The sequence below is a fragment of the Nesiotobacter zosterae genome, assembly GCF_033843645.1.
Classification (GTDB): Bacteria; Pseudomonadota; Alphaproteobacteria; order Rhizobiales; family Stappiaceae; genus Pseudovibrio; species Pseudovibrio zosterae.
In genome coordinates, this window is sequence record NZ_JAWXVZ010000003.1 from 1 (window position 1) to 22,618 (window position 22,618).

The window sequence follows — 22,618 nt, forward strand, 5'->3', positions numbered from 1 at the left end:
CTCAAATTGTTGTTATCCTGCCCGGTGGCCATGGCGGGGCGCCCCCACCCGATCCCATCCCGAACTCGGAAGTGAAACGCCCCTGCGCCAATGGTACTTCGTCTCAAGACGCGGGAGAGTAGGGCGCCGCCGGGCATGATAACAACAATCAAAAACCTCTCCAACTGTCCAAGCCAATCAGCTTGAACACAAAACAAGGCCCAACCACGGGCCTTTTCGTGTCTCTTCATACACGAAACTAAAAGTTTGTCGCGGTGGAACAGCCCCGCATCGCCCGCAAGGCCACTGGCCTGAGTGAGGACGGGCAAACCAAAAAGACCGGGCAACGCCAACGCCCGGCTGGGCACAACAAAAGCCCAAAAAAGAAGTTTATCGCGGGGTGGAGCAGCCCGGTAGCTCGTCAGGCTCATAACCTGAAGGTCGTAGGTTCAAATCCTACCCCCGCAACCAAAGATTAACCCGCTAACTCATCGAGTTGGCGGGTTTTTTGTTCTACGGTCAGGTTCACAGATGCGTCTTCTGCAGTGCGCATGTGGGTAGCGACCTGACCTCGGCTGCCACAAAAGGCCCAAGGGCCCCGCATCACACGGGGCCTGTGGTTCTTGTCATTCCGTCCGGGTTTAGGCGCCGAAGCTCAGCTCTCTGTTTGTTCTTTGATCAACTGCATTGATGTTCTCTTATTGGTATGGAGCTTCTTGGCGAAGGCCAGAACAAACATTGCCGTCAGGATCAGGATGATCGTTGGTGCGGGGGCACTGTCGAGGAAAAAGCTCAGGTAAGTCCCAAGGATCATGGCAATCATGCAGCTGAGCACGGCTACAACAAGCATGTGGCCAAAGCGGCGGACCAGCAGGAATGCAATGGCACCAGGCGCGATCAGGAGACCGATCGCCAGAATAAGGCCCGCGGCTGCAAGGGTGGCAACGATGGTCAGGGATAGCGCGGCGAGCAGGCCGTAGTGCAAGACATTTACTGGTAAGCCTGCGGCCTGTGCCTGCGCCGGATCAAATGCATGCAGCAGAAGATCTTTCCATTTCAAGGCAATGGTTCCCGACACCAGCAGCGAGATGATGCCGGCGGTCCAGAGCTCGTGTGCTTCAACGCCCAGCATGTTGCCGAACAGGATGTGGTCCAAATGGGCGTTCGTCTCAATGGAGACATAGAGCACGATGCCGAGACCAAACATGCCTGAAAAGACAACGCCCATGACCGTATCTTGTTTCACTCGGCTGTTATGGGAAAGATACCCTGTGGCAAGGGAGCAGGTCATTCCCGCAAGAAAGGCACCGATGAGAAGCGGGATGTTGAGGATGTAGGCCAAGACAATGCCCGGCAAGACGGCATGGCTGACGGCGTCTCCCATGAGCGCCCAACCTTTCAGCACCAGATAACAGGAGAGCAGGGCTGTTGGCACCGCCACCAGCAGGGAGATGTAGAATGCGTTCTGCATGAACGGAAATTGAAACGGAAGGAGCAGCTCATCCATCGACATCAAAAGCTCTCCTTTGCTTCAGGGGTGCCGCCCTGTTGATCGGCCCTTGCAAGGGCAAGCCGCGCCTTTCGGCGTGCGGCAAGCAAGCCGTGTTTGGGCGCGAAGATGAAAGCAATGAGGAAAATCAGCGTTTGTAGGGTCACGATGATGCCCCCCGTCGCGCCATCCAGGAAGTAGCTGATATAGGCGCCGAAGAAACTAGTCAGGCTTCCAATCAAGACAGACAGGATGATGAGGCGCGGGAACCGGTCACAAAGAAGGTAGGCGGTGGCGCCGGGTGTGACCACCATGGCGATGACGAGGAACGCGCCCACAGTCTGCATGGCAGCCACTACAGAGGCCGAAAGCAACACGAAGAAGGTTGCTTTCAAGAGGCCGGGATTGAGACCGGTGGACCTAGCATGGTTTTCGTCAAAGAAGGTCACCATGAGATCCTTCCACTTTGCCAGGAGAACCGCGAGGGACACAAAGCCGATGATGGCCAGCTGCAAGGTATCTTCCGGCGTAATCGCCAGAATGTTGCCCATGGTGATCGTCTGAATGCTGACCGACATGGGGTTCACCGAGACCATGAAGAGGCCAAGGCCAAAGAAGGAGGTGAAGATCAGGCCGATGATGACGTCCACTTTCAACCCGGAGCGCTCGGAAAGGAAAAGCATGGCACCTGCTGCCAGTCCGCCAGCGATGAATGCTCCGAGAGAAAACGGTAAACCCAGAATGTAGGCCCCGGCGACGCCTGGCACTACGGAGTGGGAGAGCGCATCACCAATCAGAGACCAGCCCTTCAGCATGAGATAAGCGGAAAGAAACGCGCAGACCCCGCCAACAAGCGCGGACACCCACATGGCATTGGTCATGTAGCCGTAGTTGAATGGTTCCAGCAGGTACTCAAGCATCGTTGCGCTCACTTACTTGAGTCTGCTCGCCATATTGAACAAACGGGCGTTCATCATCTGTTAGAATGGTCACTTGACGGGGATCGCCATCCTCATGCAGAGCCGGGCCGCCGAGCGTGAAGTGACGAAGCGCGCCGCCAAAAGCGTGCTCCAAATTCTCGGGAGTGAAGGTGGTTTCCGTTGGCCCATACCCCAACACTGTGCCCTTCACCAGAACGGTTCGGTCACAGAACTCGGGAACAGACCCCAGATTGTGCGTGGATACCAACATCACACGGCCTTCGGCACGCAGCTCGCGCAACAGTTGGATGATCTGGTCCTCGGTCTTCACGTCCACGCCGGTGAAGGGCTCGTCAAGGAGAATAACCTGGCCATCCTGAGCCAGCGCGCGCGCCAGAAACACACGTTTTCGCTGACCGCCGGACAATTCGCCAATCTGGCGATGGCGGTAGTCCTGCATGTTCACGCGCCGAAGTGCCTGCTCCACGGCATCATGGTCTGCTTTGGAAGGGCGGCGCAGAAAGCCCATGTGCCCATACCGGCCCATCATGACCACATCTTCCACCAATACCGGGAAGGCCCAGTCCACTTCCTCTGATTGCGGAACATAGGCAACGAGGTTCTCTTTCAGAGCTTGTTTGACCGTCCGGCCCAAAAGGCGGATCTCGCCGCGGGCAGCAGGAACAAAGCCCATGATCGCTTTAAACAACGTGGATTTGCCTGCGCCGTTCACGCCAACAAGGGCGGTTACCGTGCCCCGTGGAATTTCAAAGCTGGCGTCAAAAAGAGCTGTATGGCCATTGCGATAGGTCACCGTAACGTTGTCGGCAAGAATGCCGCCGCCTGAGCCGTCGTCGGCGACCCGTGTTTGAATGTCTTCAGGCTTGGCTAACATGTGTTGGACCTCTGGAAGAATTGCTTCCGTAAAACCGGGAAAAGCCTTCGCGTCTCGCAAGTCGCGAAGGCAATAACTGTATTGGGAGCGACGACCTGTCAGTTTGTGTGGGTGGTAAGACCCTTGGCTACTGTCTCGGACGTCACGCGTAGAAGGTCCAGATAGGTTGGAACTGGGCCATCTGGCTCACTCAGTGAATCAACATAGAGCACGCCTCCGTAGTTGGCACCGGTTTCACGGGCCACCTGTTCTGCGGGCGCGCTGCTCACCGTGCTTTCACAGAAGACTACCGGGATATCGTTCTCCTTCACCCCGTCAATTACCTTGCGCACTTGCTGTGGGGTGCCGTTTTGGTCTGCATTCATCGGCCACAAATAGAGTTCCTTCATATTGAAGTCCCTGGCCAGATAGCTGAAGGCCCCCTCACAAGTAACAAGCCAACGGCTGTCCTCAGGGATTTGCGAGACCTGCTCGCGCAGCGGCTCGAGTGTTGCGCGTAGTTGGTCTTTGTAGGCGGCTGCGTTCTTCACATATGTCGCTGCGTTTTCCGGGTCGTGTTCAGAAAACGCTTCCACGATATTGTCAATGTAAATCAGAGCGTTGTCGAGCCCCATCCAGGCATGAGGGTTTGGCTTGCCTTCATAAGCACCGGACGCAATGGAAATTGGCGTAATGCCATCCGTCAGGGTTGCGGAGGGAACATCGCCCATGTTTGACAGGAACTGCTCGAACCACAGCTCGAGGTTCATGCCGTTCCAAAGGATCAAGTCAGCATCGCTGGCGCGGACAATGTCCCGCGGTGTGGGCTCATACCCGTGGATCTCAGCCCCGGGCTTTGTGATGGAGACAACCTCTGCCGCATCGCCTGCAACGTTTGAGGCCATGTCGGCCAGCACGGTAAACGTTGTGACGACTTTCATCTTTTCTTCCGCTTGCGCAGAAGACGCAATCATGGCCACGAGTGCTGTGCCTGCCGCCAGACCGCTAAGAATTTTTGACATGTAGTGACTCCTGATGATGCTTTGGTTGATCCGTATGATTCCGGTAGTTGCAATTGCGAGTGACTTGCAAGTATTATTGCAATTGCGAATGATTTGCAAGTTCAATAGTGGGCCACCGGCGCCGAGCCTCTTGCCTGAAGCCGGTTCGGGTAACGTGGAGGTGAGCTCTCCATGGCCACGTGTGCACCTCATCCAGAAATGTAAGGCTCGCAGTTAGCACTCCCAAGGCGATCCATCCTATTGATTATCCTCATGCGGCGGGCCATCCGACGGCAGCCATCAATCTGGCGAAGGATCAGCTCCAGAAGCCTACAGTATCCTGATCCTCTGTCCATCGAAGTCTGGCTTGGAAGGTGTCGGCGCAGACCGCGTAAAGCCTGCATTTACACGTCGTGACAGCCATCAAAAAGCTTCCGACCGCAGCCAGGTTGTCACCCTCTCAACAGACAGGGCCGCGAAGTCATTGAGATCGCGTCGGAAGAACTGCGTAGGCTCAGGGGAGTGTTCAATCAAAAGCCCAGCCGCGCGCATCACAATGGTTGGCGTGGTACACGGGGCGGGCAGATAACATCAAGGCAAGTTACTCGAACTTATCCTCGACAAAATGCGTGCTACTCGGCCTAACCTATTGAGAATGATAGTGAATAGCCGAAATGATTCGCTTCGTCCGCTAATCGGATGAATAGGGCGCGAACCCTGCGCTATTGGCGTCAATCTCGATGGACTTACCCACCATCGGAAAGGCGCGTTGCGTGCACTTTTCCCTTGGGCACATCTTGCAGCCCGCGCCGATTGGCGTAGCGGCCTCTGGGTCACTGAGGTCCAGACCCTTTGAGTACACCATGCGGCTCGCGTGTTGAATGTCGCAGCCAAGGGCGATTGAGAAGAACTTGCCCGGTGCGCCGTAGCTGCCATAGCCGCTGGCAACCGTGCGCGTCACCCAGAAGTAAGTACGCCCATCGGGCATTTGTGCAATTTGAGTCAGGATCTCTCCCGGCTGATCAAAGGCGGCATGGACCTTCCAAAGCGGACAGCTGCCTCCAACTTTGGAAAAGTGGAAGTCCGTTGCCGATTGGCGTTTTGAGATGTTGCCAGCCCGGTCTACCCGCAAGAAGAAGAAGGGGATGCCCTTCTGGGTGGGGCGCTGAAGCGTGCTGAGCCGGTGGCAGGTGGTCTCAAAACCGGCTCCGAATTGTCGGCTGAGCCACGCGATATCATAGCGGCTCTTTTCCGCCGCCTTCCAGAAGGCGTTGTAGGGCATGATAAGCGCCGCTGCGAAGTATTTGGCCAAGCCGATGCGCGCCAGTTCTCGTGTTTCGTTGGTCGCAAACTCCACCGTCGAGACTTGGCGTTCAATTTCGCTTTGTGCTTCCAGAAGGCCGATCTGGAGCGCGATCTGAAAGGCGCGCTGACCGCCACGCAGGCTTCTGGCAAGCTGCAGGACGTGCTCTTGCGCATTGTAGTGGCGTATCTGACCGCCCTCTGGCATGTCCACGAGCGCCACTTCAATGTCATGTCGGTTGCGCAAGCGCCGGGTTAGTCCATCCAGTGAGTGGCCAATGGACAGCGAGGCGTTTTCGAAGATGGCCTCCGCCTTGTTGTCGAGCTGCTCGAAATAGTTGCGCTTGTCGTAAAAGAAATCTCGCACGTCCTCAAAGGCGGTGCGAGCGTTTGCTGCTGAGTTGGCTGGCGTACCGCCCAGTACCTGAGTCTTTGCCAACTCGTCCGCCTCGCGATAATCGCGGTATAACCTAACAAAACGTCTAGCCACAGCCGGTGTGTTATCAACAAGGTCGCGTAATTGCGCGGCTGTAACAGCATCCTCTTGCATTTCTGTGTGAAAAACTTCACGCAGCTCTGCGAGCAATCGGGCGTCTCCCTCCTCCGAAAAGAACTGGATATCCAGCCCGAATTCCTGATTGATTTTGAGCAAAACCTGCACCGTCAACGGGCGTTGATTTCGCTCCAGTTGGTTCAGGTAACTTGCTGATATATCAAGACGTTGAGCCAGCGCCGCTTGTGTGAGTTTGTTTTGCTCACGGAGCTGTCTCAGACGCCCCCCAAGAAATGCCTTCTTCATCACTGCACCTTCGCAACCTTCGCACTTCGCAAGATCATGCTTTGCAAATCTTCGCTTTTTCAGGCGTTTCACACAAAATGCGCTGCAAATACAGTAATGGCAAGCCGCTTAACCGAAGGTAGGAAAAGGAAAAACAAAAACTACGTATGCGATCTTCGCAAATCGACACAAAGGTCGAAGTTTTTGTTTTTTACAAACCTGCCGAGACGTTTGAGGCGCCAGAAGAGAAGTTTGCAAAGGGCATGAGCTGGGAGGCTTTGACCCGGCGCACCATGAAATTTGAGGAGGACACAACATGGCTTCAACTTATTCCGAAATCCGTCAATCGGTACTGGAACGCTACCCGAGCGGTCAGACCCCGGGCGGCGTATCCGTGGACGACATCGTTCAGCTGAAAATCCAGAACACCTACGACACCCATCTGGATATCGCGCGCGACATGGCGAAGGTCATGCGTGAGGACATGGCGGCCTATGACGCAGATCCTTCACGTTTCACGCAGTCTTTGGGTTGCTGGTCCGGTTTCCACGCACAGCAGATGATCAAGGCTGTAAAGCGCCAGCGCGGCACGGCGAAGGGCACTTATGTCTATCTCTCCGGTTGGATGGTTGCTGGCCTGCGCAACACCTGGGGTCACCTGCCAGACCAGTCCATGCACGAGAAAACCGCCGTTGTTGATCTGGTTCAGGAAATCTATACCTCTCTGCGTCAGGCCGATGAAGTCGCTCTGAACGATTTGTTCAAGACACTGGCTGCGGCACGCAACGAAGGCGACGAGGTTGCCGAGAAAAAGGCGATCGCAGAGATCGACAACTTCGAAAGCCACGTTGTTCCGATCATTGCCGACATCGACGCAGGTTTTGGTAACGAGCACGCCACTTACTTGCTTGCTAAGGAATTGATCAAGGCAGGTGCATGCTGTCTGCAGATCGAGAACCAGGTTTCCGATGCAAAGCAGTGTGGCCACCAGGATGGTAAAGTAACCGTACCGCGCGAAGACTTCATTGAGAAGCTGCGTGCGTGCCGCTTGGCCTTTGAGGAACTCGGCGTTGATGAAGGGGTTATCGTTGCGCGCACCGATAGCCTCGGTGCAGGCCTCACCCAGAAGGTCCCAGTAAGCCAAGAGCCGGGTGATCTTGCGTCTGAGTACATCAAATGGCTAAAGACCGAGCCGATCACTGAAGAGAACCCAGCCCGTGATGGCGATCTGGTTCTGGCGCAGGATGGTGGCTATGTGAAGCCGGTTCGCCTGCCGAATGGTCTGTTTGCCTTTAAGGAGAACACCGGTCGCGAGCGTGTTATTGAAGACTGTATCTCTTCCCTTAAGCAGGGCGGTGCAGACCTTCTCTGGATTGAGACCGCAACACCGGATGTAACCGAAATTGCATCCATGGTTGAGGAGATCCGCAAGGAAATTCCGAACGCGAAGCTGACCTACAACAACTCTCCGTCCTTCAACTGGACGCTGAACCTTCGCAAGCAGGTTCGTGCTCAGTGGATCGAGGAAGGCATGATCAGCCCGGATCAGTACCCAGACAGCACGCAGCTCATGTCTGCAGAACTGGATGATACCGATCTTGGTCGTGAGGCAGACAAGCGCCTGCGTGACTTCCAGTACGACATCGCAACCCGCGCTGGGGTGTTCCACAACCTCATCACGCTGCCAACCTTCCACCTGACCGCAAAGGGCATGGATGAGCTGTCCAAGGGCTACTTCGGTGAGGACCGCATGCTGGCCTATGTTGCCACCATTCAGCGTGAAGAAATCCGCCGGAGCATCTCCGCGGTTAAGCACCAGCACGAAGTTGGTTCTGACCTCGGTGATACTTTCAAGGAAATGGTCGGTGGTGACCGCGCCCTCAAGGCCGGTGGAACCAAGAACACCATGAACCAGTTCGAAGCAGCTTAACCAAGATGGATCGCGGGCATCAAGACAGCCCAGCTATGAAAGGAATGCAATCATGACGAACCACGCATTTCAGCGCATTGACCTTCCAACGACCTCTGAGCAGGACCGTGCAGTTCAGCGCATTGCAGAAGCGACCCACCGGGTGAACGAAGCCGTTCAGCGTGCGGTTGACCTGGGTCTGTCCGTTGAGCTGATCCGCGTATCCCGCTGCCACAATGGTGGTGGCAGCTATGGCGATCAGGTTGTTCCAACCATTCGTGAAAAGACCAACGATCAATAAGATCGCAAAAGATTGACCGATTTTTTCCTCTAAGTGGTCGGTCAGTTGAATGGCCCCGTCGCATAGGTGACGGGGCCTTTTGCTGTTTTACGAAATGACGATTGAAATTGAATCGGGAAACTGGCATCGCAGCCTCATTCAACCGGTGGGGAGGGCGCGATGAGTATCGAGATCAAAAGGCTGGCGGAAGCGCGAAACACCCTGCCAGAACTGGCGGCGTTGTTTGAGGCTGAATGGAGCGAATGGTACGGAGCCGCCGGAAACGGCGATGCGCATGCCGATCTGGAGGCGTGCTGCAATGGGTCTTCTCTCCCAATTGGTCTTGTAGCTCTTGGTGAGCAGGGGCAGGTTTTGGGCACAGCTTCCTTGAAACAGGCGTCACTTGGCAGCGAGTTCGGTCATACCCCTTGGCTGGCCGCAATGGTTGTAATGCCAGCCCATCGCGGCAAGGGCATTGGTGACGCGCTGGTCGGCGCAATCGAGAGTGCCGCTCGTGAACTGGGGTACGGAGCGCTTTACACGACCACAGACAAAGCGGAACGGTTGATCCTGCGACGCGGCTGGGTGCCAACTGGGGAAGTGGCAACGTCACAGCGCGGCAGGATCAAAGTCTATCGCATCACTCTCTAAAGCCCTTTCAAGTGGCCACTTTTTATCCAGAGCCTTGCACCTTGGCTTTGGCTTTTTGCTTTAAAAACAGCGCCATCCGGGAGACGGAACCAGGTGCCAGTGGTCAGCAGCTCACCGCTTTCTTCGATTGATCCGTCTAGAACGTATCCTTCAAGACCTCCCGCGCAGTGCTGTGTTGCGACGGTGTTAGGGGCCCAGTCTTCCATCTGAACCGTTTCTCGCGCATCGTGATAAAGCGGCATGATGCTGACCCCCGGCCGATCTGCTGCGCATACGGGTTTCAAATTCTGAGTGGCGATGCGTACATGGGTTCGGTCTTCTGGATCAAACTGATTCAGTTTCACCAATATAGTACAGCCAAACTCGGAACCGGGTGTATGCCGTGATGTCGGCGGGTTGCGCACATAGGTGCCCGCAGTAAAATCGCCGTGTTCGTCTTGGAAGACGCCTTCCAGCACCAAAAACTCTTCTCCGCCGTCGTGGGTGTGGGCGGAAAAGTGACTGCCCGGCGCGTAGCGCACAATCGTTGTTGCTCGCGCGACCTCGTCTCCGATGCGGTCCAGCATACGACGTTCCACCCCCGCCATGGGCGAAGTGACCCAGTTCATCTTCGTGGTGTCTATGGTGACGCGTTGAGAAAAATCCGCGTTTATCTTCATGGCGTTTCCAATTGGTGATCGGTCTCTACCTACCAGTAGATAGAATGGTGCCGGTTGGTGTCAAGCACCCCGTCTTTCCAAGAATTGACCCCCGCCCTCTAAAGACTGAAAGCTAGGCGCGTTCGAGAACAGCGCTCATGGTGCCCACATGGTGCACCGAGTACTCTTGATCTGCCAACAGAGGTGTCATGGTCTGGCTTTGGGCGTGTTTGCTCCTGCTATTGATGTGGTTTGGTTTTGGCGTCGCCGTGACCACCATGATCGTCTATGGCGTTTTTGAAGGTGTCGCCCTTGGTCCGTCAGTCATGGCAACCATCGTTGCCACCGGCACCTGCTTCCTGTCCGCACTCGCTGTTCTTGTGGTCTTACTTTTGGTTCGGAAGGTTCGACCTCCCCAATAACTGGCGTAGAGGAACGCAAGACCATGGCAAAAGCCCTAACCAGACGTGCAATGCTAGTGTGGGCTCTGCTGTTGGCCGGCGTGTGGTGGGGCAATGCCAACGCGCAAGGTTGGGGGCAATATGGCGGCCAGCCGGGCGGTGGTCAGTACTCTGAAGCAGCGGAGATTACCCCGGCGAACATCAAGGACCTTGAACAGGTTTGGGTGTTTAACACCGGTGACTTTTCAAACGGCGAGAACGGCACGCGCAAGACCACGTTTGAGGCAAACCCGATCTATGCAGACGGCAAGCTCTTCATCTGCACGCCTTACAACCGCGTGATTGCCGTGGAACCGGAAACGGGCGGCGAACTTTGGAGTTTCGAGCCGTCTCCGCCCTTGCCGCGAGACTATGATCAGCAGCATTCTCTCATTTGTCGTGGTGTCAGTTACTGGGAAAGTGGCGTGGATGGGTCTTGCCAGAAACGGGTGATCGCACCGGTGCTGGATGGCCGTCTTGTGGCTTTGGATGCGCAAACGGGAGACCTTTGCACTGATTTTGCCGAGAACGGCGTACTGGATCTGAACACAACCTTCGATAATCAGGGGCAGGGCGTTGTAAATATCACGTCGCCTGCCGTGATCTTCGAAGACTTGGCCATCATCGGAACAGCCATTGGCGACAACCAGAATGTCGACATGCCGGATGGCATTGTGCGCGCGGTGGATGTGCGCTCGGGTATAGAGGTCTGGTCCTGGAATCCAATACCGGCGGAAGAGCGGAGAAAATCCGGCGCGGCAAATGCCTGGGCACCCCTCTCAGTGGATGAGGAAACGGCAACTGTTTTCATTCCAACCAGCAGCCCCAGCCCGGATTACTGGGGCGGTTTTCGAAAGAAGGACTTGGCACGAACCAACGCCGTGGTTGCACTCGATGCACGCACGGGAGAGGAGCGCTGGGTTCGGCAAATCGTTCATCACGACCTGTTCGATTTGGACATGCCCGCTCAGCCGGTGCTCGCCCACAAGGAGACGTTGGTAGGCCGCGTTCCTGCGGTGGTGCAGGTCACCAAAATGGGCAGCATCTACGTGCTCGACCGGGCAACCGGCGAGTACCTGTTCCCAACCCGCGAGCAGGCTGTGCCACAGACGGATGTTGAGGGCGAGCAGACGTCTCCAACCCAGCCAATTCCCATCCTTCCCAAGCCTGTTGCGCAGCAAGGCTTCTCGCAGGCGGATGCGTGGGGCATCACGCCTTTGGACAAGGCATGGTGTGCAGATGAAATGGCGGATATGCGGGCTGATGGGCTATACACCCCGCCCAGCCTGCGCGGTTCGGTGCAAATGCCTTTTTATGGCGGCGGCAGTAACTGGGGGGGTGCCGCCTATGATCCGGAACGGCGGATGGTGGTGACGAATGTCATGAACCTTGCGCAATGGGTTAGGTTGATCCCCGCGGACGCCAATGAAAGTCACGGAAGCGGGCCCGGCGAGCTGGGGCGTCAGAAAGGCGCGCCTTACATGATGCGTCGCGGTGTGCTGCTTTCGCCGTTAGGGGTGCCATGCAACGCCCCGCCTTGGGGCGAGCTCGCTGCGGTGAACATTGATAGCGGAGAGTTGAGATGGCGCGTGCCTCTTGGAAGGGTTCCGCTGGCCATGGGTCTGGAAGGTCCGAAGGCGTGGGGCAGCCCGAACATCGGTGGCGCGATCATCACGAAATCAGGCCTCGTCTTCATTGCAGCGACCATGGATGCACGAATCCGCGCTTTCAATATCTGGACGGGCGATGAGCTTTGGTCACATCCCATTCCCTTCGATGGCGCAGCAACGCCCATGACTTTCATATCGGAAGAGGATGGCCGCCAGTATGTTGTAATCGCAGCAGGAGGAAGTGCATTGCTCCGCCCGCGCTTGGGGGATGCCCTGGTCGCGTTCAGATTGCCGTGAACTCATGTGACGGAGGGCGTTTCGGCCTTTTCAAGTTGGCTGACAATCGGCGCTGCGACCGAGAGGATCGTGCTGAGTTCAACATTATCGTTGACCAGATCAGCGAGACTGATGCCATCCAGATAGCTGTAGAATGCGCCAAGCGCCCCCACCAGATAGGTTGGTAAACGGCAGCTGTTCGCCAGCGGGCACGTGTTGTGGTCTCGGTCGAAACATTCGGTAAGCGGCAAATGCGCCTCAAACTTCCTGAAAACAGCTCCAACGGAGATATGGTCTTTTGCCTTGGCCAGCCGGATGCCACCATTGCGCCCGCGTACGGTCTGCAAGTAGCCGGTCTGGCTCAGAGTGTTGACCACCTGCGCCAGATGGTTCTCCGAGGCGTTGCATGCCTTGGCCATTTCACTCTTCCGGACAATGCGGCCTTCGTTCACCGCACAGAACATCAGTGCCCGCATGGCAAGATTTGTCCGAGTCGTTAGACGCATCAATTGTTTCCCAGTTGCCGTTACGGTCAGCATATACAAAAGTACCTGCGACAGTTTGACATAGGTCATGCAACGCCACTCTTTAAGCGTTCTAACGAGAGGAGATGCATTTTCTGTTGAAAATCCTTCCTCAGTAGATGTTGAAGTTTCAGCCAACCCGCAGTAACCCCTGTCCTTTGAGAGTGGCTTAGGAGTTCAATGCCCGTGGCTGATGCTGCCAGTGAAAAGCTGAAACTGTTGCTTGCGCCCGTGCGCAAGAGGCTAAAGCTGTCTGGTTACCTGACAACTGTAGCGTCCTTGCTCTGGATCGGTCAGGCCGCGCTTGTCGCAATGCTTGTTGCCAGTTTGCTGCAGCCTGAGCTCCATGACCTTTCCGTTTGGGCAGCAGCGCTCGGTTTTCTCGCGCTCGGAGCCTGCCGCATTGCGCTGGACACAAGCGCCGGGCGGATCAGCTTCAATGCGGCAGATGACGTCATTTCCAAAGTACGGGCAGAGGTCGCTCAACAGGAAGCTCTGCGGTCGCCGCAATGCGCGGGCAATGAAAACTCCGCCGCCCTTGCATCCCTTCTTGCCGAAAAGCTGGACAGCCTTCGGGTTTACATCACGCGCTATCAGCCTGCGCAGGTTCGCGTTGGCATCGTGCCGCTGGTCATCCTCGGCTTCGCCCTTTGGCATTCGTGGGTCGTTGCCCTCATCCTGTTCATCGCAGGGCCGCTCATACCCGTTTTCATGATCCTCGTCGGCATGGCGGCACGCAGTGCCAGCGAAAAGCAGATGCAGGAAATCGGCAGTTTGAATGCTCTGCTCATGGAGCACTTGTCAGCAGCCGTTGACATTCGAGCCCTTGGTGCGGTGGAGCGCAGCGAAGATGCTTTTAAAGGCGCTGCGGATACGCTTCGCCAGCAAACCATGAAGGTGCTCGGCATCGCTTTTCTGTCTTCCACGGTTTTGGAGCTGTTCGCGGCGCTGGGCGTTGCAATGGTCGCCGTGTTCGTGGGCTTCACCTTGCTGGGAGAGATCACCTTCGGGTCCTACGCCACGCAGTTGACGGTGTATGAAGGCGTGTTCCTGTTGCTGTTGGCGCCAGACTACTTCCAGCCCCTGAGGGATCTGGCGGCTGCATGGCATGACAAGGCCTCGGCGGTGGCTGTTGCCGGTGAGTTGGCTGAACGAGAGAAGCAGGAGCTGAAGCCTATTCTGGGTAGGGGCGGTGCAGTGGAAATGCCACGCGCGCCAGCCCCTGTGGCGTGGTCTGGGCTGCACTTCAGCTATGGCTCGGAAGAGCCAATGCGATATCAGGAGGCGAAAGTGCCAGCAGGAACGTCTCTGGCGATTGTTGGCGCAAGTGGTTCAGGAAAATCGACCCTGCTGGCTTTGATCGCGGGCCTCATCCCGCCAAGTGGCGGCACCCTTCGCATTGGTGAGTTCGAAATGACTGCGGAAACGGCAGACCAGCTGCGCAGCAACATGGACTGGGTTGCGCAAACTCCGCATTTCCTGGCGGAAACTGTGCGCCGCAATCTTTCTCTCGCCAGAGGGCATATTCCCGCGGACGAGATTGATGAGGCGCTGCAATCTGCTCAGGCCAATGGCGTGGTTGAGCGCCTGCCAGATGGACTGTTTACTCGTTTGGGTGAAACTGGCGCCGGCGTTTCCGGTGGGGAGGCCCGCCGGTTGTTGCTCGCCAGAGCCATGCTTTCAGATGCCGGCATCATTTTGGCTGATGAACCCACTGCCGACTTGGACGGCGATACGGCTCGCCAGATTACCGAGAGCCTGCTTGCGTTGAAGGACAAGGGCGCAACGCTCATCGTTGCCACTCATGACAAGGCCCTTGCGGACAAGATGGACCAGCAGCTCGTTCTGGAGGCTCAAAATGCGTGACATTCTCACCATCTTCGGTCTCATCGTTCGTCAAGAGAAGCGCCCGTTTCTAACCGGTTTGCTGCTGTCCTATCTGGTGCTGATCGCAGGCCTTGCGCTGTTGGGCATCTCGGGCTGGTTCATCACAGCCACGGGCGCAGCGGGTCTCGTCGGCATCGGCATTCAATTTGATGTCTTCCGCCCAAGTGCCGCGATCCGTTTTCTCGCGCTGGGCCGTGCGGCTGCCCGCTATGGCGAGCGTATGCTCACCCATGATGCCACGCTGAAAAGCCTCACCATTCTTCGCCTTCAGCTGTTAAAGGCAATCAACCGATTTTCTTACAGCAAAATCATCGGCTTCCGAGGTGGGGAGCTGCTGAATCGCGTCACAGCAGATGTGGACGCGCTCGACGGTATTTCTCTTCGCCTGATCATCCCGATTCTGGCGGGCGGGCTCACTTACCTTACGGCGTTTGCAGCGCTTTATCTGTTTGTTGCACCCATAGTCGCTTGGGTCACCATTGGCCTGTTCCTTTTGGGGACCGGGTTAACACTATCCATCGCCATGAAACTGGCCAAAGCACCCTCGAACCGAATTGAGCGCGCTCATCAAAGCCTTCGCCTGCGTTTGATCGATCTGTTCCGCTCAAAAACGGACCTGATCGTTACGGGCAACCTTCAGGCTCAGCTAGCGAAGGTTGGCGGAGCTGACCAACGTTTGCGTGCCAACCAGCGCCACGTGGACACCATTGAGCTTGTTGTGGGTGTGGCGCTCTCCTCCACCAGCCTCATTGCTGCCGTCATGGCCCTCGCACTTGGCGCGGACTTGGCACAAGCTGGCAGCATCTCGGCAGCTCAGGCGGCGCTTGGCTTCTTTGCCATTCTGGCGCTCAATGAAACAATGGGGCCACTGCGCCGCGGTGTCACCGAATATGGCCGCATGCAAGCTGCGGCTTCGCGTGTAAACCGCTTGCTGGAGCAGGGGCCGGAGCAGCGTGAGCAGCAGCCTTGCGCGTCAGCATCTGCGGTTGGCGCGAACGCATCTCCAGCCCTCAGCTTTCAAGATGTTCACTACACGACGGAAAGTTCGGCCCGTGAAATCCTGTCGGGCATCAGCTTTGATCTGGAACAAGGTCAGCGCCTCGCTCTCACAGGCCCCAGTGGCGGGGGCAAGAGCACCGTTCTCCATTTGGCCGCGCGTCTGCTGCAGCCAACGTCTGGCAGTATCACGCTGTTCGGCGCGCCTTTGGCCAGCCTTGATGAAGCGGAACTGCGTGCCCGGCAAGCCTTTCTTCCGCAGCGCTCCATGCTCATGCATGGCACCATCCTGGACTGCCTGCGTCTTGCCAATCCGGCAATCTCAGAGGCAGAGGCTTGGGAGCTGCTGAAAGTGGTCGCGCTTGAGCGCACAATCAAGGAACGTGGCGGCCTCTCATGCGCTTTGGGTGAGTCCGGACTGGGGCTCTCTGGTGGACAAAAACGCCGTTTGTCCTTGGCTCGCGTTCTTGCGCGCCATCCGCGCCTTGTGCTTTTGGATGAGCCTACTGAAGGGTTGGATCAAGAGACAGCAAACGAAGTTTTGGCTGGAATTTCCGATTATCTGCCGAACTCCGCCATTTTAATCGCTTCGCACCGGGATGCTGAGTTAAATTGGGCTCACTCTGAGCTTAGAATTAGAAAGAATATATTTTGCAATTAGCGCGCTTATTTGATTGAGATCAACGCGCCATACCCCCTTTAAGAGCCACAAGGCCTGTGAAGTAGCATCTCAGATGCACCTTTAACCAGCTGTGTTCACAGGGGGTAAATCACCATGGAACTGGACATTGTGGAGCTCTCCCGGCTCCAGTTCGCCATGACCGCAATGTATCACTTCCTCTTCGTTCCGCTCACGCTTGGCCTGTCGGTCATCGTGGCGATTATGGAGACGGTCTATGTGATGACCAATCGGCCAATCTGGCGACAAATGACGAAATTTTGGGGAACGTTGTTTGGCATCAACTTCGTTCTCGGTGTTGCAACTGGCATCACCATGGAATTTCAGTTCGGCATGAACTGGAGCTACTATTCCCACTATGTCGGAGATGTCTTTGGCGCGCCTTTGGCCATTGAAGGTCTCATGGCGTTCTTTATGGAAGCTACCTTTGTCGGTCTGTTCTTCTTCGGATGGGACAAGCTCTCTAAGGTTGCTCACCTTGTGGTCACGTGGCTGGTGGCGATTGCCTCCAACTTCTCTGCGCTCTGGATTTTGATCGGCAATGGATGGATGCAGAACCCGGTAGGGGCCGAGTTCAATCCCATGACCATGCGGATGGAAATGACCAGCTTCTTTGAAGTGATGTTCAACGAGGTGGCGCAGGCCAAGTTCGTGCACACGGTTTCCGCAGGATATGTGGTTGCGGCCTTCTTCGTGCTCGGCGTGTCCTCTTGGTATTTGCTGAAGGGACGCCATATCGAACTGGCGCGGCGCTCAATCGCCATTGCCGCAAGCTTTGGTCTTGCGGGAGCATTGTCCGTGGTGGTTCTGGGCGACGAGTCCGGCTACTCCGTAACGCACTCCCAGAAGATGAAGTTGGCGGCTATTGAAGCCATGTGGGAAACGGAACCTGCACCAGCTTCCTTTACCGCATTCGGGATACCCGACACAGAAGCGCGTGAAACCAAGTACGCCATTCACATCCCTTACGTGATGGGTCTCATTGGTACACGGTCTTTTGACAAGGAAATTCCGGGCATCAAGGAACTGGTCGAACAGGCGGAACAACGCATTCGTTCCGGCCTGATCGCCTACGATGCGCTGATGGAAATTCGTGCCGATGTTCACAACATCGCCCCCGAGGTCCGTGCGCGGTTTGAAGAGCACAGTGCAGACCTTGGCTTCGCGTTCCTGTTGAAGCGCTACGTGGAAGATCCCCGTCAAGCCACCGAAGAACAGATACAGACGGCAGCAAATGATACAGTGCCGCAGGTTGGTCCCCTGTTCTGGGCGTTCCGCATCATGGTCGGTCTGGGCATGCTGTTCATCGTAACCATGGCCTTCTTCTTCTGGAAAGCCTCCGTTTCCGGCATGCAGTTCCCAAGATGGTCGCTCTGGTTGGCGGTGCTGCTAATTCCAACGCCTTGGATTGCCGCAGAAATGGGTTGGTTCGTAGCTGAGTACGGCCGTCAGCCTTGGACGGTAGACGGGGTCTTGCCGACTGCGTTGTCCGTCTCCCAGCTGAGCATAGGGCAGGTTGCCCTTACCCTTGCAGGCTTCACCCTGTTCTACTCCGTCCTGTTTGTCGTCGAGATGGGCTTGATGATCAAGTACATCCGAAAAGGGCCATACCTCGATACCGCAGAGACAGAAGAATGGTTTGAACAACGTGGCCGCATTGCGGCGCAGCCAGCGGAGTAAGCGCCATGATCATTCACGAATTCATTGACTTTGAAACGCTTCGCGTCATCTGGTGGGCCTTGTTGGGCGTGTTGCTCATCGGCTTTGCCATGACTGACGGCTTTGATATGGGCGTTGGGGCTCTGCTGCCCTTCGTCGCCAAAACCGACCTGGAACGCCGTGTTGTCATCAACACGGTGGGACCGGTCTGGGAAGGAAACCAGGTCTGGTTCATTCTCGGAGGCGGGTCCATTTTCGCTGCATGGCCACCACTGTACGCAGTCAGCTTTTCCGGCTTCTACCTTGCCATGTTTGTGATCCTTGCAGCGCTGATCTTGCGGCCGGTTGGCTTCAAGTTCCGCTCCAAGCGCGAAGATGTGCATTGGCGGGCGACATGGGACTGGTGCCTGTTTATTGGCGGTGCTGTTCCAGCGTTGATCTTTGGTGTCGCCGTGGGCAACGTTCTGCAAGGTGTACCTTTCCGGCTGACGGAAATCCTGATGCCGATCTATGAGGGCTCGTTCTTCGGTCTGCTCAACCCATTTGCGCTGCTGTGTGGTTTGACCTCGTTTGCCATGTTGGTCATGCACGGCGGGGCCTGGCTCACCTTGAAAACCGAGGGTATCGTTCAATCACGTGCCCGCGTGTTCGGGTCTTTTGCGGCAGTTGCGGTCATCGTGCTGTATGCGGTGGCAGGCATTTGGCTCACCTATGGGGTGGCGGCCTTTTCGTTCGCTGGTCCGGTAGTGACTGACGGGCCCTCCAACCCACTCATGTCTGAAGTGGTCCACGGCGGCTCTTGGATTGCAGCCTACAGCGAACGCCCATGGATCATCATCGCGCCCATACTCGGTTTTGTCGGCGCCATCGGTGCGCTGCTCGGCATGCGGGTTGGCAAGGAAGGCCTGACGCTGATCGCGTCAAAGCTCTCCATTCTCGGGATGATCTCATCCGTGGGCCTGACAATGTTCCCGTTCATTCTGCCATCAACGGCGGACCCGAACTCTTCGCTCACCGTTTGGGATGCGTCATCATCCCATCTCACCCTGTTCGTGATGCTGGTTGTCACCCTCATCTTCCTTCCGCTCATCCTCGCCTACACCTCTTGGGTCTACAAGGTGCTGTGGGGCAAAGTGACCGAGAAGGACGTAATCGAGCAGTCGGAAACTGTCTACTGAGCTGAAAGGAGAAGCACATGTGGTACTTCGCTTGGATTTTGGGGCTCGGTTTTGCCGCGCTGTTTGCAGTGGTCAACGCCATGTGGCTGGAGTTTCGTGAGGACGAGCGCAACGCGCCTGCCTTAAAAAAACAAGTCAGCCCTGAGCGGGTGCAACGCATCCAGTCTTGAGGATTATCTAGCATGAAACGGCGGGAAACCGCCGTTTCTCTTTTGTACTTTCGCTGTTTAAGGCTGAAGCCCTTTCAGGGCCTCCGGATCCACTTCCTGTGTGTAGTCAACATTCTCTAGGCCAAAGCCGTTGAGCGCCAGAAACTCTTGCTTGTATCCGGCATAGTCGCCAATCTCTGCAAAGTTCTCCGGCGTGATTTGAGAGAGCAGCTCCTTCGCCTCTGCCTGAACATCTGCGCGCAGTTCCCAGTCATCCAGGCGCAACAGATTTTCCTCATCCACGATATAGTCCTCAGGGCCGTAGATCTTTTCTACAAACATTCTTTGCATTTGCTCGATGCAGCCTTCATGCAAGCCCTTCTCCTTCATCACGCGGAACAGCACTGTAATGTAGGGAGAGAAGGTTGGGATGAAGACGCTGGCCTTGGTTACAAGCGCCTTGCATACAGCCACATGGGCTTGCCCGCCAACCGGCTTGAGCATCTCGGTGATCTGGTCCGCAGTGGCATGCAGATGAGCCTTGGCATGCCCCAATGTCCCGTCATGATAAATCTCGTAGGTGAACTCAGGGCCGACATAGGAGTAGGCAAGCGTTGCGCAGCCCTTCGCCAGAACGCCCGCATCCGCGAGTTCCGAAATCCAATCGCGCCAGTCTTCGCCGCCCATAACCCGAACAGTATCTTGGACTTCCTGTTCGGTTGCCGGGGGCAGGGTCATCTCATCCAGGCGGTCATGTTCCAGGTTGATGGTGGTCCCTGAAACCGGTTCGCCAAGGGGCTTGATAGTCGAGCGCATTCTCTCGCCCGTCTCCGGGTCGGGGCGCACGCCCGTGGCCAGGCTGTAAATCACCATGTCAACGGTGCCACCAAACTCCGTCCGGATGAAGTCAATCACGTCCGCCCGCATTTGCGGCGAAAAGGCATCCCCCACGAAGTTCTTGGCAATCAGGCCCTTGCGTTCGGCTTCCTCGCGGAAGAACACATTGTTGTACCAACCTGCCGTACCGATGCCTTTATCACTAGGGCCGCGTTCGAAGGAAACGCCGATCGTGTCCGCAGCGCAGCCGCCGAAAGCTAGGGAGATTCTAGATGCCAGCCCATATCCGGAGGAGGCACCGAGAATAAGAACCTTTTTGGGACCACCTGTTATCTGCGGAGCGCCTTCAACGAAAGCGATCTGATCAAGAACAGCTTGTTTGCAGCCCAGGGGGTGGCAGGTGCGGGCGACGACGCCGTCAATCTTGCTTTCGATAATCATGGCGGTTTCCTCAAATCTTGAAGTCAAAATGGCTTGATCGCTGCCTGCAAACCAATGCAGGCAGGCTCCATTGTGCACTGCATCATTTTTTCTTCAAGAGGAAATGACCGTTGGGGAAGTGGTTTACGAATAATAGAATTCTGTTTCCATATACAATTTTTGAGAGAACAGCATACTCCGGCATAAACGCCGCTGCAGCGGTCGATGCTGCATTGCACTGCTCTTGCAGGCAGCCTCTTGGCTGCGCTGATTCTGGCGATTCTGCTAAGTGGGTCTTGAAATCCTTCCCCAGAGAGAGGCAGGCCTGTTGGTACTGTAAAAAATGCGAATGCAAGTGTGGCAATGCCGCAACTGAGAGTCGCTCTTTAATGAATTCGAAGTCAACCAATCCCAAATTTCTTGGATTTTTAGGTGGTTATCGATGACATGTGCGTTAGGAATAGTTAATGTTTACGCAGCGTCAAAAATATGCATCTGACAATTCAAGTAAACATCTGGCGGCCGAAGAGCCAATATGGCTTGTTTGGAAGCTTTCAATTTTAACAAATCCCAACAAGTCAGTTGATAATAAACGCATTTCATGTTTTTACTAATGCCAACTTTTATTGGCATTATTCTGGATTATTGAGACTCCTTTGAAGGCGTGCTGGGGCAACGAACACGCAACATCAAGGAGGCAGGGGATATGCAGATCCACCTGCGACCAGGAGTAGATTGGAGAGTCGGGGGATGAATTTTAGGGGTCTAACCGTCGCAGTGGCGATTGCGATGCTGAGCACAGCATCTGCGCATGCGATTTCTATGCGTGATGCTGTAGAAGCAGCAGTTCATACAAACCCGGATATTCAAGAATCTTCCGCAAACCGCCGGGCGCGGGATCAGGAGCTGCGGGCCGCACAAGGTGCGTATTTGCCGAGCCTGTCCATTGCGGCTTCGTATGGCGCCGAGCAGCTGGATCGTCCTGCTGACAGCTCTGTGTCCGATGGCGAGTGGCGTGCAGCCAAACAGTTCGACATCACGGCGGAACAGCTGATTTTCGATGGCTTTGGTTCTGTAAACGAGATTTACCGTCAGGGCGCCCGTGTTGACGGCGCTGCTTACCGTGTTCTTGAGCGCTCCGAAGCGATCGCGCTGGATGCCATCGAAGCTTACATCGATGTGATCCGTCATCAGGAAATTCTGCGCAAGTCTCGCGAAAACACTGCAAAGCACGAGCGCATTTATAATGAAGTGCGGCAGCGCTTCGAAGGCGGCGAAACCGGTGCAGCCGATTTGGCTCAGGCGCAGGAACGTGTGGCCGCAACGCGCATCATCACATCGACCGTCCGCAAGTCCCTTCTGGACACCATGGCAAAGTACCGCCGTGTAATTGGATTGGATCCGAAGAACCTTGTGCCGGTTCAGGCTTCGTCCTTGCCGGGTGCCACTTTGTCAGCCACCATCGCGATGGCGCAGCAAAACAACCCGCAGATCCTTGCGGCACAGGCTGATACAGATGCTGCGGATTTTGAAGCAGAAGGCACCAACGCGCCGTTCCTGCCACGGGTATCCGTTGAAGGTCAGGCTTCCTTCGGCGATGACGTGAACGGCTACGATGGCCGGAACGATGAATATCGTGTCATGCTGCGCATGCGCTGGAACCTTTACAACGGCGGCACAGACACCGCGCGCAAGAACCAGGCTTACGAACAGCTTGCAGAAGCGCGTGCCCGTGTCGATCGCGCGCTTCGGGAGACCGCTGAAGGTGTAGAAGTCGCATGGGCGTCTGTTGACACAACGCGTGAACGTATCGCCGCTCTGCGTCAGACCGTTGCGGCGAACCGCAAGGTGGTTGAGGGCTACCGCGATGAGTACAATATCGGTCAGCGTACGCTGCTCGACCTCCTGAATGCTCAAAATGCGCTGTTCAACAGTGAGATTGATCTGGTGTCCGCACAGGCGATCCTGAAATTTGCGACCTATCAGCTTCAGGGAACCACGGGTAACCTTCTGGCACACTTCAACATTGAACCACCAGCCGAAGGCACTGCCGGGCGTCGCGAGACGGTTTCCGTCTTCCCGCAGCCAGCAGGGTTCAGCATTGAGCCGCTTCGTTAAGGCATTGCCAAGCGAAATAAATGA

Annotated in this window: 20 protein-coding genes, 1 tRNA gene and 1 rRNA gene; 13 read left to right on the forward strand and 9 right to left on the reverse strand. The window is 56.0% G+C overall.

Features of this window, described 5'->3' with window-relative positions; all coding sequences use genetic code 11:
• Positions 1-20: 20 nt before the first annotated feature.
• Together rrf and Q3Y58_RS04770 are read left to right on the forward strand one after the other, a co-directional pair.
• Positions 21-135 (forward strand): 5S ribosomal RNA (gene rrf, locus Q3Y58_RS04765).
• A 238-nt stretch (positions 136-373) separates the two neighbouring features.
• Positions 374-450, forward strand: a tRNA-Met gene (locus tag Q3Y58_RS04770).
• 184 nt (positions 451-634) lie between these two features.
• Here the strand turns inward: Q3Y58_RS04770 and Q3Y58_RS04775 are convergent.
• The 5 genes from Q3Y58_RS04775 to Q3Y58_RS04795 form a co-directional block, all read right to left on the reverse strand.
• Complete coding sequence (locus tag Q3Y58_RS04775; protein ID WP_274220290.1) at positions 635-1,492, reverse strand: metal ABC transporter permease; 858 nt, start codon at positions 1,490-1,492, stop codon at positions 635-637.
• Entirely contained in the window at positions 1,492-2,388 is an 897-nt protein-coding gene (locus Q3Y58_RS04780; protein WP_319621571.1) for a metal ABC transporter permease, read from the reverse strand. Before Q3Y58_RS04780 ends, Q3Y58_RS04775 begins: the two co-directional genes overlap by 1 nt.
• Positions 2,381-3,283 (reverse strand): manganese/iron ABC transporter ATP-binding protein, encoded by a 903-nt coding sequence (locus Q3Y58_RS04785; RefSeq protein ID WP_274220291.1) that lies wholly within the window; start codon positions 3,281-3,283, stop codon positions 2,381-2,383. The genes Q3Y58_RS04780 and Q3Y58_RS04785 overlap by 8 nt, the downstream gene beginning before the upstream one ends.
• A 98-nt stretch (positions 3,284-3,381) precedes the next feature.
• A complete protein-coding gene (locus tag Q3Y58_RS04790; protein WP_413697791.1) occupies positions 3,382-4,236 on the reverse strand; it encodes a metal ABC transporter substrate-binding protein in 855 nt (284 codons plus the stop codon).
• A gap of 718 nt (positions 4,237-4,954) precedes the next feature.
• Positions 4,955-6,364, reverse strand: a complete 1,410-nt coding sequence (locus Q3Y58_RS04795; protein WP_319621253.1) for a short-chain fatty acyl-CoA regulator family protein — start codon at positions 6,362-6,364, stop codon at positions 4,955-4,957.
• A 295-nt stretch (positions 6,365-6,659) separates the two neighbouring features.
• Between Q3Y58_RS04795 and Q3Y58_RS04800 the strand changes: the two genes are divergently transcribed.
• The 3 genes from Q3Y58_RS04800 (at position 6,660) to Q3Y58_RS04810 (ending at position 9,183) form a co-directional block, all read left to right on the forward strand.
• On the forward strand, positions 6,660-8,273 hold the full coding sequence (locus Q3Y58_RS04800) for an isocitrate lyase (RefSeq protein WP_319621255.1): 1,614 nt from the start codon (positions 6,660-6,662) through the stop codon (positions 8,271-8,273).
• A 52-nt stretch (positions 8,274-8,325) separates the two neighbouring features.
• Entirely contained in the window at positions 8,326-8,553 is a 228-nt protein-coding gene (locus Q3Y58_RS04805; protein ID WP_274220295.1) for a hypothetical protein, read from the forward strand.
• A 159-nt stretch (positions 8,554-8,712) separates the two neighbouring features.
• Entirely contained in the window at positions 8,713-9,183 is a 471-nt protein-coding gene (locus Q3Y58_RS04810; protein WP_319621256.1) for a GNAT family N-acetyltransferase, read from the forward strand.
• On the opposite strand, the gene Q3Y58_RS04815 is transcribed toward Q3Y58_RS04810, so the two are convergent.
• Complete coding sequence (locus Q3Y58_RS04815) at positions 9,180-9,842, reverse strand: cupin domain-containing protein (RefSeq protein WP_319621257.1); 663 nt, start codon at positions 9,840-9,842, stop codon at positions 9,180-9,182. The genes Q3Y58_RS04810 and Q3Y58_RS04815 overlap by 4 nt on opposite strands.
• A gap of 188 nt (positions 9,843-10,030) precedes the next feature.
• On the opposite strand from Q3Y58_RS04815, the gene Q3Y58_RS04820 reads away from it, so the two are divergent.
• Both Q3Y58_RS04820 and Q3Y58_RS04825 read left to right on the forward strand, forming a co-directional pair.
• Positions 10,031-10,243, forward strand: a complete 213-nt coding sequence (locus Q3Y58_RS04820) for a hypothetical protein (RefSeq protein ID WP_319621258.1) — start codon at positions 10,031-10,033, stop codon at positions 10,241-10,243.
• A gap of 23 nt (positions 10,244-10,266) precedes the next feature.
• Positions 10,267-12,168: a pyrroloquinoline quinone-dependent dehydrogenase gene (locus Q3Y58_RS04825; protein ID WP_319621259.1), complete on the forward strand. Its 1,902-nt coding sequence runs from the start codon at positions 10,267-10,269 to the stop codon at positions 12,166-12,168.
• A 2-nt stretch (positions 12,169-12,170) separates the two neighbouring features.
• On the opposite strand, the gene Q3Y58_RS04830 is transcribed toward Q3Y58_RS04825, so the two are convergent.
• The gene (locus Q3Y58_RS04830) at positions 12,171-12,653 is read right to left on the reverse strand and encodes an Rrf2 family transcriptional regulator (protein WP_319621260.1); all 483 of its coding nucleotides are present in this window, start codon (positions 12,651-12,653) and stop codon (positions 12,171-12,173) included.
• Positions 12,654-12,851: 198 nt separating this feature from the next.
• Here Q3Y58_RS04830 and cydD point away from each other — a divergent pair, with 198 nt between their 5' ends.
• From cydD to cydX, 5 genes are all read left to right on the forward strand, one after another.
• Complete coding sequence (gene cydD / locus Q3Y58_RS04835) at positions 12,852-14,537, forward strand: thiol reductant ABC exporter subunit CydD (protein ID WP_319621261.1); 1,686 nt, start codon at positions 12,852-12,854, stop codon at positions 14,535-14,537.
• A complete protein-coding gene (gene cydC / locus Q3Y58_RS04840) occupies positions 14,530-16,215 on the forward strand; it encodes a thiol reductant ABC exporter subunit CydC (protein WP_319621263.1) in 1,686 nt (561 codons plus the stop codon). Before cydD ends, cydC begins: the two co-directional genes overlap by 8 nt.
• Before the next feature lie 114 nt (positions 16,216-16,329).
• Positions 16,330-17,913 (forward strand): cytochrome ubiquinol oxidase subunit I, encoded by a 1,584-nt coding sequence (locus Q3Y58_RS04845; RefSeq protein ID WP_274220303.1) that lies wholly within the window; start codon positions 16,330-16,332, stop codon positions 17,911-17,913.
• 5 nt (positions 17,914-17,918) lie between these two features.
• Positions 17,919-19,070 (forward strand): cytochrome d ubiquinol oxidase subunit II, encoded by a 1,152-nt coding sequence (cydB, locus tag Q3Y58_RS04850; protein WP_319621264.1) that lies wholly within the window; start codon positions 17,919-17,921, stop codon positions 19,068-19,070.
• Between the two features lie 17 nt (positions 19,071-19,087).
• Positions 19,088-19,240 (forward strand): cytochrome bd-I oxidase subunit CydX, encoded by a 153-nt coding sequence (gene cydX, locus Q3Y58_RS04855; protein WP_274220305.1) that lies wholly within the window; start codon positions 19,088-19,090, stop codon positions 19,238-19,240.
• Positions 19,241-19,297: 57 nt separating this feature from the next.
• Here the strand turns inward: cydX and fabV are convergent, their stop codons facing one another.
• Entirely contained in the window at positions 19,298-20,497 is a 1,200-nt protein-coding gene (gene fabV, locus Q3Y58_RS04860) for an enoyl-ACP reductase FabV (RefSeq protein ID WP_319621265.1), read from the reverse strand.
• Positions 20,498-20,579: 82 nt separating this feature from the next.
• The gene (locus Q3Y58_RS04865) at positions 20,580-20,885 is read right to left on the reverse strand and encodes a hypothetical protein (RefSeq protein WP_319621266.1); all 306 of its coding nucleotides are present in this window, start codon (positions 20,883-20,885) and stop codon (positions 20,580-20,582) included.
• 413 nt (positions 20,886-21,298) lie between these two features.
• Between Q3Y58_RS04865 and Q3Y58_RS04870 the strand changes: the two genes are divergently transcribed.
• Positions 21,299-22,594, forward strand: a complete 1,296-nt coding sequence (locus Q3Y58_RS04870; RefSeq protein WP_319621267.1) for a TolC family outer membrane protein — start codon at positions 21,299-21,301, stop codon at positions 22,592-22,594.
• Positions 22,595-22,618: the final 24 nt, after the last annotated feature.